Genomic DNA, 14,060 nt, shown 5'->3' on the forward strand with positions numbered 1-14,060 from the left:
TAAACTTACTTTTGTTATTTTAAATTATATATTGTGCACAACGCAAAAAATATGATTGTGCAATAACACCGAAGGAGAAAAAGACATGGAGCTAATTCGCTGTAAAGAAAACGTTGTTAAAAAACTAAACGAGTTTGTTGAAGTAACTCCCCCCGTTATTTTGTTTAAAAAAGGCAATATGTATCCGATTAAAATGGATATCAACTACAATTGGATTGCCACGGACGAACAAGGTCATGAGCATATTGTCGCTTCAAACACAAAGAATGTGCAAGACGACTACTGGTTTAGCTACCATTTTGACTTATATTAAGGAGTTTCCCGGATTTACTCTTCGTAAACGTTATATAAATAAAGTGTTGCATCAGTAAAAAAACAGCGCCAGAATTCTGGCGCTGTTTTTATGTAGTAATCGCAATTGCACGGGTAGTCGTTTGAACGGTCACCCCAGTTGAAGACCGGACAAAAAATTCCATTCTGACTGAGTACGTGTATGTACCAATTGATGCTACTGTATCTACCCATGTAAAAGAAAGAGCATTTTGCTGAGTAAATGATAGTGTTAGAACGGCTGCAGCTCCTTGCTGTAAATTCTGTGAAAACAAAAGCTGAGAATTTCTATATACTCTAAGTGTTACCCCGTATTGATAGCTAGTTAATCCAAGAGGAATGTTTGCTTCAATTGTAGCAAACCCATCTATTTTCATCTTCTGATTGTTTTTTTTCGTCTCAGCATTTACTGTTAAAATGCTCGTTTCAGAACCGTAAGTCAACGACTGCACGCTTTGAGACTGCGATGAAAATATATTCAGCTGGTTTTGAATTACGTCTCCCATTTCTTTCCCTCCTCTTAGTTATATGGAATATAAGGTAATAAAGTATATACTTACCTTTTGGTTTACATGACTAAGAGTTCAAAGACCTCCGTCAACCAGCTTGCTAAAACTATTTCTTAATTCACAAAAGCTGGCTACTGTAATGTTCCATTTTCTGCATCGATATCTACTTAAGATTATGTTACAATCACGGTAAAGTAATTTATGATTGATAGAATAAAAGCTAGAGCTTGAAAAATTCGAGGTGGATTATGCAAGGTAAAGTTGTATATAAAGAAGGATTTTCAGTGATAGGCATAGCAAAGAACGGAGAGTATCAAAAAGAGAATCTTTTGAAACAAATATTTAAAGAAAAAGAAATGGTTACCTCTTCAAAAGAACCTCATATGGTTACAGGCATTTGCATGGCTCCGAAAAAAGAAAATTATTTTTATATTGCAGGGACAGAAGTGACTGATACGGCTTGTATTCCAAATGGTATGAGCGTTCATACGTTTCCTTCGTTTACATACCTGCAGTTTAAACACAGAGGTCCCATTACATCGCTCGGGTCGACGTACAACAGCATCTGGAACAAATGGCTGCCGAATTCTCCTTACAGCATGATTGAAGGTCCTGCTCTTGAAATTGTAAATACAGCTATACACAGCAATTTATATAGTGATACATATGAAATGGATATTTATATTCCCATAAAGCTGGGACAATAAAAAAGGTGAACTTACGTTCACCTTTTTCCTATTTTTGCAGCTGTTTATATAAATGATAAAGAGTAAAAACGCATTCTGGATGACGCTCTTTATGGTTAAAAAAGCCATGGGGAAACATGAGTGAAAGATTCCCTTTTTCAATTCCGGTCACATACTTGTTTTCCATAAGCGGATATTCTTTTACAACCCAGCGCGCTTCATCAATAGTAGACGTAACCACTTCACCAAAGTATACGCCCATGCACTCTTCGAATTCTTCTTTTGTTATTGAAAAATAGTCAAAGCGATCGCCGTCTTCTAAATCATAGTAAAGCAGCTCTAAGATTTTTAAACTTTCGTCTGTAAAATCAACAACAAATTCATCTACCGCTTTGCTTATTTCATGAATGTGATTCATGCACTGTTCGCGCACTTGATGATAGTAATAGCTAGCTTCAAACTGATGTTCACACGTGACTAACGATTCTCCGTATGATGCTGTTAGATCATGATGCTTGCTCATGCTGACACCTCCACGCTAAGCTTATGGAGCAAGTATAACATTAACCAAGCAGCTATTGAGCACCTTCCATTAACAACCTATCCGTGGCAATATTAGGTTCACTTTTTGCTCATTATTCTCCCGTACACAAAGCCTCCGCTAACAAGAAGAATACCGCCAATTAATACGCTGCTTAAAAAGATTTGCGAATGCATCAAGTGATTATACATCATCCACACGCTCATTTCGTCATCTCCTTTTGGCCTTTTTTAACTAGTATCCCCGATTTTCTTACCGCACATGCCGGCGTTTTCACTGTTTTTTCATTAAGTTTCTATATAGTAAAAGCCGTGAAGCCAACGATCTTTTTTCATCGTTTTACTCCTTAAAAAGCCTGCTTATGACTCTAAAGCAGGCTTTTTTTATAGAGTGAAACAAGTAATTAAGCCGTCTATCCCCACTAATTGTGCATAGTAAGGTATAATTAAAGATAGTTTCACTTTTCTAAAGTGAGAAATACATAGGAGACATCAAAGGAGACATGCAAATGACAGAACTCGAAAAAGCGAAAATTCAGCACCGAAAGCTGTCCAAGGGACAGGTATTTGGAAGGGCCATCGCCATCGCGATCGGTGCCCTGCTCATGGCCACAGGACTTGAAATTTTCCTTGTTCCAAACCACGTTGTCGACGGAGGAATTACCGGTATTTCCATCATGCTTTCGCATATTACCGGCGTAAATCTAGGAATCTTTCTTTTTGTACTAAATCTTCCGTTTGTATTTATTGGGTACAAGCAAATGGGGAAAACATTTGCCCTTTCCACTATTTTTGGCATACTGGTTGTATCCATCTTAACTTCTGCGTTCCATGAAGTCCCCGCGTTTACCGCAGACGTTCTCCTTGCTACCGTTTTTGGAGGAATTATTCTCGGAATTGGAATTGGACTCGTTATTCGCTACGGCGGAGCGCTTGACGGTACGGAGATACTTGCCATTTTAATTAGTAAAAAAATTCCGTTTTCCGTAGGGGAAATTGTGATGTTTTTCAACTTCTTCATTTTAGGAGCAGCAGGATTTGTGTTCACGTGGGACCGCGCCATGTATTCTATCCTTGCTTACATCATTGCAGCCAAAGCCATTGATACAGTTGTAGAAGGATTGGAAGAATCAAAATCAGCCTGGATTATCAGTGAGCATTCCGATGACATTGGCGATGCGATTAATGCGCGTCTAGGTCGAGGCGTTACCTATTTGCACGGTGAAGGTGCTTATACGGGTGATGATAAAAAAGTAATTTTCTGCATCATTACGCGTCTGGAAGAATCAAAGCTAAAAACCATTGTTGAAGATTTTGACCCTACTGCCTTTTTAGCCGTTGCAGATATTACCGAAGTCCGCGGCGGACGCTTTAAAAAACGAAACATTCACTAAAAAACGCGTAGAAAGCACCATGCTTTCTGCGCGTTTTTTATGTAAAAGAGACTTTTTGAACCCGCTTAAACCACTCATAACAAAGAAGCACAATTAAACATAAGTCGATTAAATCGCCTCCGTAATACATCAGCATAGCCCCTTGCTGCGCTCCTTCCGCCGAGACGTGCATAGGCGGGTGAGCGTACACATATTTTGATAAAATACCGTGAGCGGCAAGAGCAAGAACCAATACGGATGCTCGGTGCATAAAAGTTTTTTGATGCGGCGAAGGATCAATTGAAATCATTGACACGGTGAATAAATAGCCGGCTAAAAATACGTGAATATGTACAGCGACATGCACGAAAAAAGAATGATGCATCATTCCATACAGACTTGTTGTATAAAGAATCCAAAGTCCTCCTACGTTAAGAACAGAAGCTGTCACCGGACTGCTGATGAACCGAACAAACCGTCCTTTTAAAAGTTTTGACACTTTTCTGGCTGCATGAACCGGAAGCGTGCGAAGCAGCAGCGTAAGAGGTGCTCCTAACGCCATTAAAAGCGGAGCAAGCATACCTAAAAGCAAGTGCCCCGTCATATGCGCGGTAAAGTCCATATGAGCACGAGCTGCGAGCGGTCCTGCTACAGAAGATATGGCGCATAAAATACCAAGTGTCCAGCTACACCTCCTATATAATGACCATCTTCTATATGCTGCATTTGAAGTCGATACAGCCCACATGTATAAAAAAAAGGCAGCGACAAAAGGCAGAGCTAATAAAAGCTGAGATAGTACTCCATATTTAATCATGATGTGCACCTTGGTTACGTGTAAACCATGTTAAAATGATCCCAATAAGCAGCATCAAACATGCAAGTACATTCCACGTAATATCATAAGGTGCAATCTTCACTCCGTACCGGATTTGATGAAGTCCCATAAGCTTATGCTGCACGGTCCCGTCATAAAGCTGAAACGCCCCGGCTCCAAGCAATACTCCTCCTATCCACCTTTTCATCCACCAGCCGTGCCGGCGCCTGAGATCTGCCACCATAAAAAGTGATGCGATTGTAGCAAACCAGCTGAAGGCGTGAAACAAGCCGTCTGACACTAAACCAGCGGCCGTTGTGGATTTATCGTAAAAGTGATGCCAATGAAGCAGCTGATGAAACACTGCTTCATCAATAAAAGCAACTAACCCTATCCCAAACAAAAAGCCTGACCAGCTATTTCGACTGCGGTGAATTACGCGCTGGTTCATAGTTGCTTCGCTTTTCTTTTCCATATCTTTACCTCCCTGTCAACTCTTCAAGTTTATATCGATTCTAATGAACGTATACCCTATTGAAGAGAGATAAATCTATAATATGGAAAAACAGGAGTTATATCCTAATGTTCTTTTCACTATCTTTTCACTATAAAGATATATGATAGTATTTGCGAAGCCAATTAACATATTTTTTCATAGTTTTACTCCCTTTCTAACGACCTGTTTCCCCAAAGCAGGTCGTTTTTATATCCCGCTTCTCTTTCACCATTTTTTCACCATAAAGGTATAGGATAGTACTCGCGAAGCCAATTAGCATATTTTTTCATAGTTTTACTCCTTTTGAAGATCTGCTTCCCCAGAGCAGGTCTTTTTTTATATCCCGCTTCTCTTTTCATCATTTTTTCACCATAAAGGTATAGGATAGTACTTGCGAAGCCAATTAGCATATTTTTTCATAGTTTTACTCCCTTTCTAATGACCTGTTTCCCCAAAACAGGTCTTTTTTATATCCCATTTCTCTTTTCACCATTTTTTCACCATAAAGGTATAGGATAGTACTTGCGAAGCCAATTAGCATATTTTTTTCATAGTTTTACTCCTTTGTGAAGACCTGCTTCCCCAGAGCAGGTCTTTTTTTGTTTGATGTTTCTTTTCACTGTTTTTTCACTATTGGGGGGTAAGATAGTATGTGTAAAGCCAATTAGCATATTTTTTCATAGTTTTACTCCCTTTCTAGTGACCTGTTTCCCCAAAACAGGTCTTTTTTTATTTTTTCTAAAAGCTTCCATCTTTTCACCGTTTTTTCACTTTTCTTTTGTATACTAAGTTTGTCAAAGCAATTTCATCATTTTTCATAAATGACCCCTATTTATTCCCCGCTTTTTGTGAGCGGGGCTTTTTTTATAAGAAAAGAATATTTTTAAAAAAAGCTTTCCTCTTTTCACCGTTTTTTCACTTTTCTTTTATATACTATTCTTGTCAAAACAATTTCATCATTTTTCATAGATGTACCCTATTTGCACCCGCTTCTTGTAAGCGGGACTTTTTTTTCCATACAAAAAAGCTTAACCCCGAGGTTAAGCTTTTTTCTTCTGCTTGCGAAGAACAAGCATCATAATCGTAATAATGGTAAACGCAATAAACGCTAAAAAAGGAATGGTGATAAACCCAAGCCAGTTAATATATTGACCTGAGCAAGGAACACCGCTTGTACACGTTTCAAATGCTTTAAGAGCCGGTATCTTCTGCAGGCAATAATGATAGCCTGAAAGCGCCATACCAATCACCGAAAACGGCAGGACGTATTTGTAGATGAACGTATCATTCCGATACACGGCTACACCTAGCACAATCGCGAGCGGATACATTAAAATTCGCTGATACCAGCAAAGTTCACACGGGATAAAGTGAAGAACTTCACTAAACGTTAAGCTTCCAAGCATCGCGATAAGCGCTGTAATCCACCCGAAAACTAAAGACTTGTTCATTATTTGTTCTCCTTAGCCGCATCTTTGACCATCTGATCAAAGTCATCGATTGTTTTTCCTTCGAATTTTTTGCCGCCTACATAAATGGTTGGTGTACCCGTAATGCCTAAGTCATTGGCTGTCTTCATATCTTGATCAAACGCATCTTTTCCTTTTCCATCTTTAAATGCACTCGCTACTTTTTTTGCATCGGCATCGCTAGATACTTCTTTCAGCGTATCTTCCAAGTAAGATTCCGTTAAGACATCTTTCTTTTCGTCCGCTGCGTTTTGCTTTTTATAAAGACGTTCATGGAATTTCCAAAATGTATCGTTTCCAAGCTCTTTGTATACCGTCTCGGCAAACTCTGCTGCACGAGAAGAGTCGTTGTTGATAAACGCATAGTTCATAAAGTAGAATTTGACTTTACCTGTATCTACATAATCTTTTTGAATCAGCGGGAAAAAGGATTCCGTGAAGTTTTTACAAGCCGGGCATTTGTAGTCTCCAAACTCTACCACTTCTACCGGAGCTGACTCTTTTCCAAGATACGGCTGATTATCATATGTAAGAGCGGCCTTTTCATCTCCTCCGCCCTTTGACATATTAGAAAGGACGATTAACCCTAAAATACAGACCGCAATAATTCCAATCACCCAAAAAATCCACTTGCTCGAGGACGTTTGCTGATTGGGCGTTACTTTTTTCTTTTTCTTTGCTTTTGACACAATCTCATCTCCTTCTTTTCTTTCTCTCTCTTAAAAACTTACAAAGCTGTTAGAGCTGTAAAAATTAGCGCACACAAAATAAAAAACACGTATAGCGACGTCAGCGTTAAAACAACAGGAGGCTGCATCGGCATTTTGGTTTCCGGATTTAAAATATATTGAATGCGATAATTAACCGACGTATCAGCAAATGATACGTGCGCACACGAAAGACTACCCTGTCCCGTTTTTACCATTTTTAAAAGCGCGCTGCCGATGTGAGCAGGCGTGCCATTTTTCACAATGGCATCTTGATCAGCCAGCACTTCACGCATGACCTTGAAGCGTTTATGGCTCCATTTAATAAACGGAATATACCATAGTGCAGAAGCAAGCGTGCTTAGTAAAAATGTTTTGAGCGGATCTTTGTTTGCAACGTGCGACTGCTCATGGTAAATAACAGCTTCTAGTTCATTTTCATCAAGCACAGACAGCAATCCTGTAGACAGGACGATATGCGGTGTAAACAACCCCATTGTTAATGCAATGGGCTGATCTGTTGTTAAGACTGTTAAATTCTTTCCGTACGCTTTTTGCAGATTAGTCGTTGTTATTTCATCTCGCAGCTTCGTAATCATTTTACGGACTTTCCGCATTTGAATCACTTGCTTTACAGCTTTAATGAACAGCACGAACATCGTATGAAAAACAACCGCATTCAGCATGTATTCAATAAAAAACAAGCCGAAAAAGTGGGCTACTTTATTACAAAGTAAAATTAAGTTGAACGATAAATTCCATCCAAACAGCAAATGCAGCACATACATGCCCATCTGCATAAGCAACGTCACGGCAATAAAAAAGCACAGGTTAAAAATAAGCTTAGAACGCTTTAGTATTCCTTGATTCATTGATTATTCATCCTTTTTTAACTGTTTGACTTTTGATTCGAGCATGCTTAGCAGTGAATCATCCACTTCTTCTAGCGCATCAAGCATATGAGTAACAGCAAGCGAGCCAAATTCATCGATTAATTCGTGCGTTAACTCTTTCGACTGAGCATCGATAAATTCCTCTTTAGAAAGAATTGGCTGATACATTGATGTACGTCCTTTTAGACGCTTTTGCAACACGCCTTTTTCCACCAATCGATTCATAACGGTCATAACGGTGTTGAAGTTAACTGCTTTTTCTTTCTCAAGCACGTGCTGCACGTCTTTAATGGACATTTCACTTCCGTTCCATAAAGCCGTCATAATTTTCGCTTCAAGCGGGCCAAAAAAGCGATTAAGGCCGGTTTCATTAAATTTGAATTTTTCAATTTTCATATTTGACACCTCACACTACCAATTGTAGTGTGAGGTGTCAAATCCGTCAACTTTTCCATGACAACTGCCTTACAATTGTCATAATCACTTTTTTACTTCATCGGTTAAATGCTGAATGGACAGCACAACTGTATCGAGCTTGGCTTCGATTCGGTGAAGTAAATAAAGCGTCACCACCACTGGAAAACCAACGTCTGAGACAAGCGTAAACCATTCTGTCATCTTCCTCTCTCCTTTTAAAAAAGCCCTTCGCACCGAAGTGGAAGGACTTTCATTTTTAAATCGTAAATTCCGTTACATTTCGCTCGACGATTTGAGCGCCTTTTTTAGCAACGAGCGCTCCGCCGCTTGAAGTAAAAACATCGCTTGCGATCAGCGCGTTCATTGCTGCTGTAATGGCTGCTGCGTCTAACGTATCTTTTGGTGATTCAATCGATAGGCTTACCGCTTTTTGTGACTCATTCAAAAACTGCATCGTTAAAGTTTTCATACTCTACCTCTTTTCTTATTTTAAAAGTGAAAACGTGACAACTTCGTTGATTTCAACAAGCGGAAGCAACTGCAGGCTGGCAATGGTTTCACTTGCTGTGATGAGCGCATCTGCAGAACTTCCAGGCTCAATGTTCATATAAGACTTTGTCTTCAAATCAGGTTTTCCATCCTCTTTTATTCCTTGTTCTAATACTAAGCGAAGCTGGCTTGAATGCTGAATTTTTTCTGCCATCTTTTATTCCCCCTTTCACTTTATATATAGAAATGGAAATAGGAAAGAGGGATGATGGAAACATAAAAATTTTTGGTTTATAATGGGAGATAGTCTGAGTTAGAAAGAGGCTTTGGTAATGAGAAAGTGGAGCTTTTTATTTTTTGTTCTAGCATTCATGCATCCAGTTTCAGCACTTGCTGACGACGGTGCAGATGAAAAAAAGCTTGGTCCGTTTTACTACACGGTTTCTCATGATTATAGTCGAGAAAAATGGGATGTAGGGGTGTTAAATCAACAAGACAAAACGAACATTCCTGAAACTGATTTGAACAATGAAACGCTAAGATTGTTTCAGCGTACGGTTGATGATTTAGCAGACCTCGCGATTCAATTTGCTGCTATGAGCGTACTGCTTGTATGTTCACTCGTTGTTTTTACGTACTTTCGCATTCAAAAAAAGCGCCCTTTTCTCCGCTTATTTTTTGTTTTTTCAAGCGTTGGCTTTCTATTTTGCGTCTATACATCATTGGAATTATTTAAAAAAACTGAACAAGCAAAATCTTTATTTTACTTACTATGACTTGAAACCAAAAAAACCAGCCGATTGGCTGGTTTTTTCATGCATTTCTTACAGTTATGTAGTTCTGTTCATACGTCATTTCTTCCGTTTGCTTTTGCTGCTCCAGATGGTAATAAGCAGCGCATACTCCTCCTAACCCAGCCAGTGCTAGGACAATTAGAAGTATGGATGTCGCTTTTTTCATTGCCTTTTCTCCCCTTATGTTTAACCCTACCTAGCAACGGCATCCGTAAAAAAGAGTCCCCTTTCTCTTCTTTACTTGCTCATTACTTACGAAAGATATTATCATACTTTTTTTCACTTTTGTCATTTTTTTAGCTATTGTCAAAAAATTGTATATTTTATCCTTGATTTAATGAGTGTTTAAGAAAGTCAATGGACTGGTTTTTTGAAAGGCCAAACGCTGTCACGATATAATCAACGTAGGCAAGAAGCTCCAGATTCCCTCCTAATTTTGTCGTTTTAAATGACCGATTAAATCGATATTGCTTTTTATCTGAAAAGACGAGCCCTTCTTTCTCTAGAAATGTTTGAAACTGCTGATGAGGAAAGTAAAGCACATCATTTCGAACGTTCTCTAAATCAATCACAATAATCATATCTTCCAGCTCTGCTTTTAATTCCATCATACAATCGATGTATCCGCCGATGCAGCTGATTAAAGATGCGAGAAAAAAAGGTCCGTTTATATATTGAAACTGCTCAAAGATCGTCTCATCGATGTAGCTTGAAATGCTGGATTTCAGTACGTCATTAATGTGTTTTGATTCTTCCATGTATGGAATAGGAATATGAAACTTAGCTGATCCGTTGTAAAACTGCTCCCACGCAATTGTTTTATCATACGCATCAATCACATCTGTGCTTCGAAAAATAATTGATTCTGCTGAATAAGAGGCTTTAACAAACGGTGTATGCAGCATCACCGTATTTTCCTCATCCAAACGATAGTGTTTGGGTTCGCTAGACTTGCTTAAAATATATTGCTTTAACCGTTCTTCTTCCATTTGTTCGATTAAGTGCAAATCATATAGTGGCAGCACGTACATGTTACACATCCCGTAATGAATATAGCTTTTCCCGTGCATCGGCCATTTTCTGTTATAGATCGACAGTTCTTTTGTACAAAATTCCTCTATTCGCTGCGTTTGATCCTCCGATTTTTGATAGAGACGATCTAAATGATAGCGATCATCGATTTCCGTAACGGGAGATGTGCCGCTTCCAATTCTTCTGTAAATTTTCCCGTAAGACATGTACGGAGGGTTCGGACCTTCAGGAATCCAAATAACAAAAACACCTTGTTCGGGGTGATCTTCAGGTGATAAAAAACGCGTAACGATACGAGGAATGGGATTGGTGACATCTTTCAGCATATTATTAATAAACAGCTCATATTCTTTTCGCTCAAGCAGGTTAATGGAATGGTCGTCTTCATCTACGCCAAAAATAAGCCACCCTCCTTTTCATTGGCAAACGAAGCGATGATATTTGGAATTTTCCGTTTGACCGTTGAGCTTACTTCGCGCTTGAACTCCAGCTGATAGCCTTCTTCTAAATGTTTTTCCATCATTTCCTGCACATCTGAAAACTCAATTTCCCCAATCGTTTTTTTCTTTCCGCCTTCGCTTATAAATGGTGAATAAAACGATTCTTCGTTCACTTGTCTTCCCCTCCTCACCACTTCTATTTAACTTATCCATATGATGAGAAGTAAAAAGACAGTCATACTTCTTTTATTTTTTTCGAAAAAACAACTTTTTTCCAAATTCATCCTGCTTTATATTATGATAGAAAACGAGGTGAATAATATGATTGAAGCGATATTTTTAGATCGAGATGGAACAATTGGCGGCAGTAATGAAATACAATATCCAGGTGATTTTCAGCTGTTTCCCCAAGCAAAGCAAGCGATTATAGACATAAAGAAACAAAACATTCCGCTGTTTTCCTTTACGAATCAGCCCGATATTGCAAAAGAAAAGGTAAAGAAATCAGACTTTATCTCTGAGCTTTTAGCTTTTGGGTTTGATGCTGTTTACCTTTGTCCTCATGAAGATTCGGACAATTGTTCGTGCCGCAAGCCAAGGCCGGGCATGCTGTTACAAGCAGCCGAGGAGCACAGCTTAAATTTGGCTAACTGCATCGTGATTGGCGACCGGTGGAAAGACCTCGTAGCGGCCCATGCAGCAGGAGCACAATGTATTTTAGTGTTAACAGGGGCTGGGCACGACACGTTACATGCACGGGGAAAGTGGGCTGACGTACAACCAGCCTTTATTGCAGCCAATATACAGGAAGCTGTTGAATTTATCTTTACATCACTGAGTTCACAGCCGATACTACCGCATTCACATACTCGTTAAATAGCTCATTATTCTGTAATAATTGTTCGTATTGCGGCGTTGTGATTTCAAGCTGCAGTCCCTTATGCCGCTGATTGTCGTTTGCGATATTTCGAGGTGAAACGCCTTTTAAATGCACGGGCGTTTCACTGATCGGAAAACCTGAGAGTGCATGACGCACCGCTTTTTCTAACTCTTCGTCTCTTCCGCCGATATAAGTGGTGCAGACGTCGCTGTAGGCACCGTGAAGAGAAATCGTGACCGCTGATTTTTTAACAAGGTGACGCGCCATTTCTTCATCGTAGTTTGCAGACGTAACATGCAATTCAAACGGATTTTCTGTTTTCAGCGTTTTAAATACGTACACCGTTGCGTTCAGCTTTTCTGCTATTTTTTCTGCTACTTCTTCTGTCCCAATTTCCATCGTTCCTCCGTGAATCGCAAGCACAACAATTTCTCTCCGGCGAATGACACATTCTATTTCGTAATCAATTCCCGCTCGTTCACACTGTGATAGTTCTTGAAAACTTTGATACACATCCCTCATCTGTTTCTTCACACCTTTCTTTTATCTTTCATATACCCAGGCTTTATTTTTCCTTTTTCTTCATATAGTAAAAGTAGTAAAGGGATTAACCCTTTGTTTACGCGTTCATTTTTGTTTTTATACTTTATATTTTAGTGTGCACAAAAATTTTTTTTGAAATTCGAAATAAAAGTATTGCCAAACAAACCGTCCAGACGGTAAAGTATTCTAGGGAAAATCAAAAAGGAGGAAATTCATGTGTCTACATATGATGATATATTGCTTGCAGCCACGCAGGTTGTGCAGCGTGACGGCGTTGGAAATTTGACGCTTGAAAAAGTAGCAAAAGAAGCCGGTGTTAGTAAAGGCGGCTTGTTGTACCACTTCTCATCAAAAGATGAATTGATTCAGCAAATGCTCTATTCAGTCACAAAGCAATATGATGACGGACTGCACGTGCAAATTGAACATGATGATGCTCCTGGCAAATGGAGCCGGGCTTATCTCGCTGAGACGCTTCATGACCTTGAGCGTGAACAAGCGATGAGCGCAGGGTTACTTGCAGGTATTGCAACGAATCCTGAACTTCTGCAGCACCTTCAAACACACTATGAAAAGTGGCAGCAGCATATTGAACAAGACGGCATTGACCCTGTCCTTGCTACCATCGTGCGCTTAGCAGCCGATGGATTATGGTTCAGCCAAATGTTTGGGCTCGCACCCGTAGATCCAGACATGCAAAAGCAGATTCAACAACAACTTCGGAAATTAACAGAGGAGGGTTTTCGATGAAAGCCTATTTATTTTTAGCAATTGCAATTAGTTCAGAATTATTTGGTACATCTATGTTAAAAGCATCAAACGGATTTACAAAATTTTGGCCTAGTCTTGGTGTTTTATTAGGATTTGGTCTTGCTTTCTATGCGCTTTCCACATCACTTCAGCACATTCCACTCAGCGTTGCATACGCCATTTGGTCTGGTGTAGGAACTGCTGTGACAGCTGTAATTGGCGTAGTCATTTGGAAAGAAAGCGGCAGTCTTACGATGGTATTTGGCATCGTATTAATCATTGCAGGAGTCATTCTTTTAAATTTAAAATCAGTGGCTCATTAAAAAAAGAGCCAGTAAATACTGACTCTTAAGCAAAGGAGGAAAATCGACTGTCTACTTATGAAAGTAGTATGTATCGTTTTCCTTTTTTTATACTCTTTTATAGATTAAACGGATCTAGGAATTTAACAGATGGGTATTTGTCCTGGAACAAACGCCATACAAAGTCGTTTTCAAACATAAGAACGGAATGCTTATCACGGTCTTCTACTAGCATCACGCGAGAATCTAGCATGCGATCTTCGATTGTTGCTTTGTCTACCCATTTTGCAATGTTGTGAGACATGCGTGTGAATTCAAGATCGACATTGTATTCACCTTTCATGCGGTGTTCAAACACTTGGAACTGAAGTTCACCAACTGCTCCTAAAATATAATCTCCAAAGAACGGCGTACGATAGAGCTGTACGGCTCCTTCTTGTACAAGCTGATTAATCCCTTTTTCAAAGTGCTTGGATTTCATTGCGTTTTTCGCACGAACTTTTACAAACAGTTCAGGCGGGAACTTTGGAAGAGCATCAAATTCGAATACTTTTCCTTCTCCTACAATTGTGTCCCCGATTTGATACGTGCCA

Annotated in this window: 23 protein-coding genes and 1 pseudogene; 7 read left to right on the plus strand and 17 right to left on the minus strand. The window is 39.4% G+C overall.

The window, feature by feature from the left end:
* Positions 1-85: 85 nt before the first annotated feature.
* A complete protein-coding gene (locus ACO1DI_RS28120) occupies positions 86-313 on the plus strand; it encodes a hypothetical protein (RefSeq protein WP_013057853.1) in 228 nt (75 codons plus the stop codon).
* Between the two features lie 88 nt (positions 314-401).
* Here ACO1DI_RS28120 and ACO1DI_RS28125 read toward each other — a convergent pair whose 3' ends face one another.
* Positions 402-836 (minus strand): hypothetical protein, encoded by a 435-nt coding sequence (locus ACO1DI_RS28125; RefSeq protein WP_014459316.1) that lies wholly within the window; start codon positions 834-836, stop codon positions 402-404.
* Between the two features lie 251 nt (positions 837-1,087).
* Here ACO1DI_RS28125 and ACO1DI_RS28130 point away from each other — a divergent pair, with 251 nt between their 5' ends.
* Positions 1,088-1,546 carry a GyrI-like domain-containing protein gene (locus ACO1DI_RS28130; protein ID WP_042992046.1) on the plus strand — a complete coding sequence of 153 codons (459 nt, stop codon included), beginning with the start codon at positions 1,088-1,090 and terminating at the stop codon, positions 1,544-1,546.
* A 28-nt stretch (positions 1,547-1,574) separates the two neighbouring features.
* Here ACO1DI_RS28130 and ACO1DI_RS28135 read toward each other — a convergent pair whose 3' ends face one another.
* Positions 1,575-2,048, minus strand: a complete 474-nt coding sequence (locus ACO1DI_RS28135; protein WP_014459314.1) for a hypothetical protein — start codon at positions 2,046-2,048, stop codon at positions 1,575-1,577.
* Positions 2,049-2,146: 98 nt separating this feature from the next.
* Positions 2,147-2,272, minus strand: a complete 126-nt coding sequence (locus ACO1DI_RS28140; RefSeq protein ID WP_014459313.1) for a hypothetical protein — start codon at positions 2,270-2,272, stop codon at positions 2,147-2,149.
* A 302-nt stretch (positions 2,273-2,574) separates the two neighbouring features.
* Here ACO1DI_RS28140 and ACO1DI_RS28145 point away from each other — a divergent pair, with 302 nt between their 5' ends.
* Positions 2,575-3,459, plus strand: a complete 885-nt coding sequence (locus tag ACO1DI_RS28145) for a YitT family protein (protein ID WP_042992045.1) — start codon at positions 2,575-2,577, stop codon at positions 3,457-3,459.
* A gap of 37 nt (positions 3,460-3,496) precedes the next feature.
* Here ACO1DI_RS28145 and ACO1DI_RS28150 read toward each other — a convergent pair whose 3' ends face one another.
* From ACO1DI_RS28150 to ACO1DI_RS28190, 9 genes are all read right to left on the minus strand, one after another.
* The gene (locus tag ACO1DI_RS28150) at positions 3,497-4,255 is read right to left on the minus strand and encodes a cytochrome c oxidase assembly protein (protein ID WP_014459311.1); all 759 of its coding nucleotides are present in this window, start codon (positions 4,253-4,255) and stop codon (positions 3,497-3,499) included.
* Positions 4,248-4,730 carry a DUF2243 domain-containing protein gene (locus ACO1DI_RS28155; RefSeq protein ID WP_014459310.1) on the minus strand — a complete coding sequence of 161 codons (483 nt, stop codon included), beginning with the start codon at positions 4,728-4,730 and terminating at the stop codon, positions 4,248-4,250. Before ACO1DI_RS28155 ends, ACO1DI_RS28150 begins: the two co-directional genes overlap by 8 nt.
* 1,061 nt (positions 4,731-5,791) lie before the next feature.
* Positions 5,792-6,202, minus strand: coding sequence for a disulfide oxidoreductase (locus ACO1DI_RS28160; protein ID WP_014459308.1), 411 nt, complete (start codon positions 6,200-6,202; stop codon positions 5,792-5,794).
* Positions 6,202-6,909, minus strand: a complete 708-nt coding sequence (locus tag ACO1DI_RS28165; RefSeq protein WP_115654334.1) for a DsbA family protein — start codon at positions 6,907-6,909, stop codon at positions 6,202-6,204. Before ACO1DI_RS28165 ends, ACO1DI_RS28160 begins: the two co-directional genes overlap by 1 nt.
* Before the next feature lie 38 nt (positions 6,910-6,947).
* The gene (locus ACO1DI_RS28170) at positions 6,948-7,799 is read right to left on the minus strand and encodes a M56 family metallopeptidase (RefSeq protein WP_115654335.1); all 852 of its coding nucleotides are present in this window, start codon (positions 7,797-7,799) and stop codon (positions 6,948-6,950) included.
* 3 nt (positions 7,800-7,802) lie between these two features.
* Positions 7,803-8,216, minus strand: coding sequence for a BlaI/MecI/CopY family transcriptional regulator (locus tag ACO1DI_RS28175; protein ID WP_013057865.1), 414 nt, complete (start codon positions 8,214-8,216; stop codon positions 7,803-7,805).
* 84 nt (positions 8,217-8,300) lie between these two features.
* A complete protein-coding gene (locus ACO1DI_RS28180; RefSeq protein ID WP_013057866.1) occupies positions 8,301-8,438 on the minus strand; it encodes a YvrJ family protein in 138 nt (45 codons plus the stop codon).
* 55 nt (positions 8,439-8,493) lie between these two features.
* Positions 8,494-8,706, minus strand: a complete 213-nt coding sequence (locus ACO1DI_RS28185) for a DUF2922 domain-containing protein (protein WP_014459305.1) — start codon at positions 8,704-8,706, stop codon at positions 8,494-8,496.
* A gap of 15 nt (positions 8,707-8,721) precedes the next feature.
* Entirely contained in the window at positions 8,722-8,940 is a 219-nt protein-coding gene (locus ACO1DI_RS28190; RefSeq protein ID WP_423145790.1) for a DUF1659 domain-containing protein, read from the minus strand.
* A gap of 118 nt (positions 8,941-9,058) precedes the next feature.
* Here ACO1DI_RS28190 and ACO1DI_RS28195 point away from each other — a divergent pair, with 118 nt between their 5' ends.
* On the plus strand, positions 9,059-9,502 hold the full coding sequence (locus tag ACO1DI_RS28195; protein ID WP_423145791.1) for a hypothetical protein: 444 nt from the start codon (positions 9,059-9,061) through the stop codon (positions 9,500-9,502).
* 37 nt (positions 9,503-9,539) lie between these two features.
* On the opposite strand, the gene ACO1DI_RS28200 is transcribed toward ACO1DI_RS28195, so the two are convergent.
* The 3 genes from ACO1DI_RS28200 to ACO1DI_RS28210 all read right to left on the minus strand — a co-directional run bounded on the left by ACO1DI_RS28200 (position 9,540) and on the right by ACO1DI_RS28210 (position 11,165).
* A complete protein-coding gene (locus ACO1DI_RS28200) occupies positions 9,540-9,686 on the minus strand; it encodes a hypothetical protein (RefSeq protein ID WP_165351766.1) in 147 nt (48 codons plus the stop codon).
* Positions 9,687-9,843: 157 nt separating this feature from the next.
* Positions 9,844-10,953, minus strand: a complete 1,110-nt coding sequence (locus ACO1DI_RS28205) for a helix-turn-helix domain-containing protein (RefSeq protein ID WP_423145797.1) — start codon at positions 10,951-10,953, stop codon at positions 9,844-9,846.
* Positions 10,941-11,165 carry a hypothetical protein gene (locus ACO1DI_RS28210; RefSeq protein ID WP_423145792.1) on the minus strand — a complete coding sequence of 75 codons (225 nt, stop codon included), beginning with the start codon at positions 11,163-11,165 and terminating at the stop codon, positions 10,941-10,943. Before ACO1DI_RS28210 ends, ACO1DI_RS28205 begins: the two co-directional genes overlap by 13 nt.
* 148 nt (positions 11,166-11,313) lie before the next feature.
* Between ACO1DI_RS28210 and ACO1DI_RS28215 the strand changes: the two genes are divergently transcribed.
* A complete protein-coding gene (locus ACO1DI_RS28215) occupies positions 11,314-11,868 on the plus strand; it encodes an HAD-IIIA family hydrolase (RefSeq protein WP_014459301.1) in 555 nt (184 codons plus the stop codon).
* On the opposite strand, the gene ACO1DI_RS28220 is transcribed toward ACO1DI_RS28215, so the two are convergent.
* Positions 11,819-12,394 (minus strand): poly-gamma-glutamate hydrolase family protein, encoded by a 576-nt coding sequence (locus tag ACO1DI_RS28220; RefSeq protein WP_014459300.1) that lies wholly within the window; start codon positions 12,392-12,394, stop codon positions 11,819-11,821. The two genes, ACO1DI_RS28215 and ACO1DI_RS28220, sit on opposite strands and share 50 nt — an antisense overlap.
* 237 nt (positions 12,395-12,631) lie before the next feature.
* Here ACO1DI_RS28220 and ACO1DI_RS28225 point away from each other — a divergent pair, with 237 nt between their 5' ends.
* Complete coding sequence (locus ACO1DI_RS28225) at positions 12,632-13,165, plus strand: TetR/AcrR family transcriptional regulator (protein ID WP_042992044.1); 534 nt, start codon at positions 12,632-12,634, stop codon at positions 13,163-13,165.
* A complete protein-coding gene (locus tag ACO1DI_RS28230; protein ID WP_013057875.1) occupies positions 13,162-13,488 on the plus strand; it encodes a DMT family transporter in 327 nt (108 codons plus the stop codon). The genes ACO1DI_RS28225 and ACO1DI_RS28230 overlap by 4 nt, the downstream gene beginning before the upstream one ends.
* A gap of 97 nt (positions 13,489-13,585) precedes the next feature.
* Here ACO1DI_RS28230 and ACO1DI_RS28235 read toward each other — a convergent pair.
* Positions 13,586-14,060: pseudogene (locus ACO1DI_RS28235) on the minus strand (peptide chain release factor 3); the annotation flags it as partial.

It is taken from the genome of Priestia sp. 40 (assembly GCF_049368575.1).
GTDB classification, from domain to species: Bacteria; Bacillota; Bacilli; order Bacillales; family Bacillaceae_H; genus Priestia; species Priestia zanthoxyli.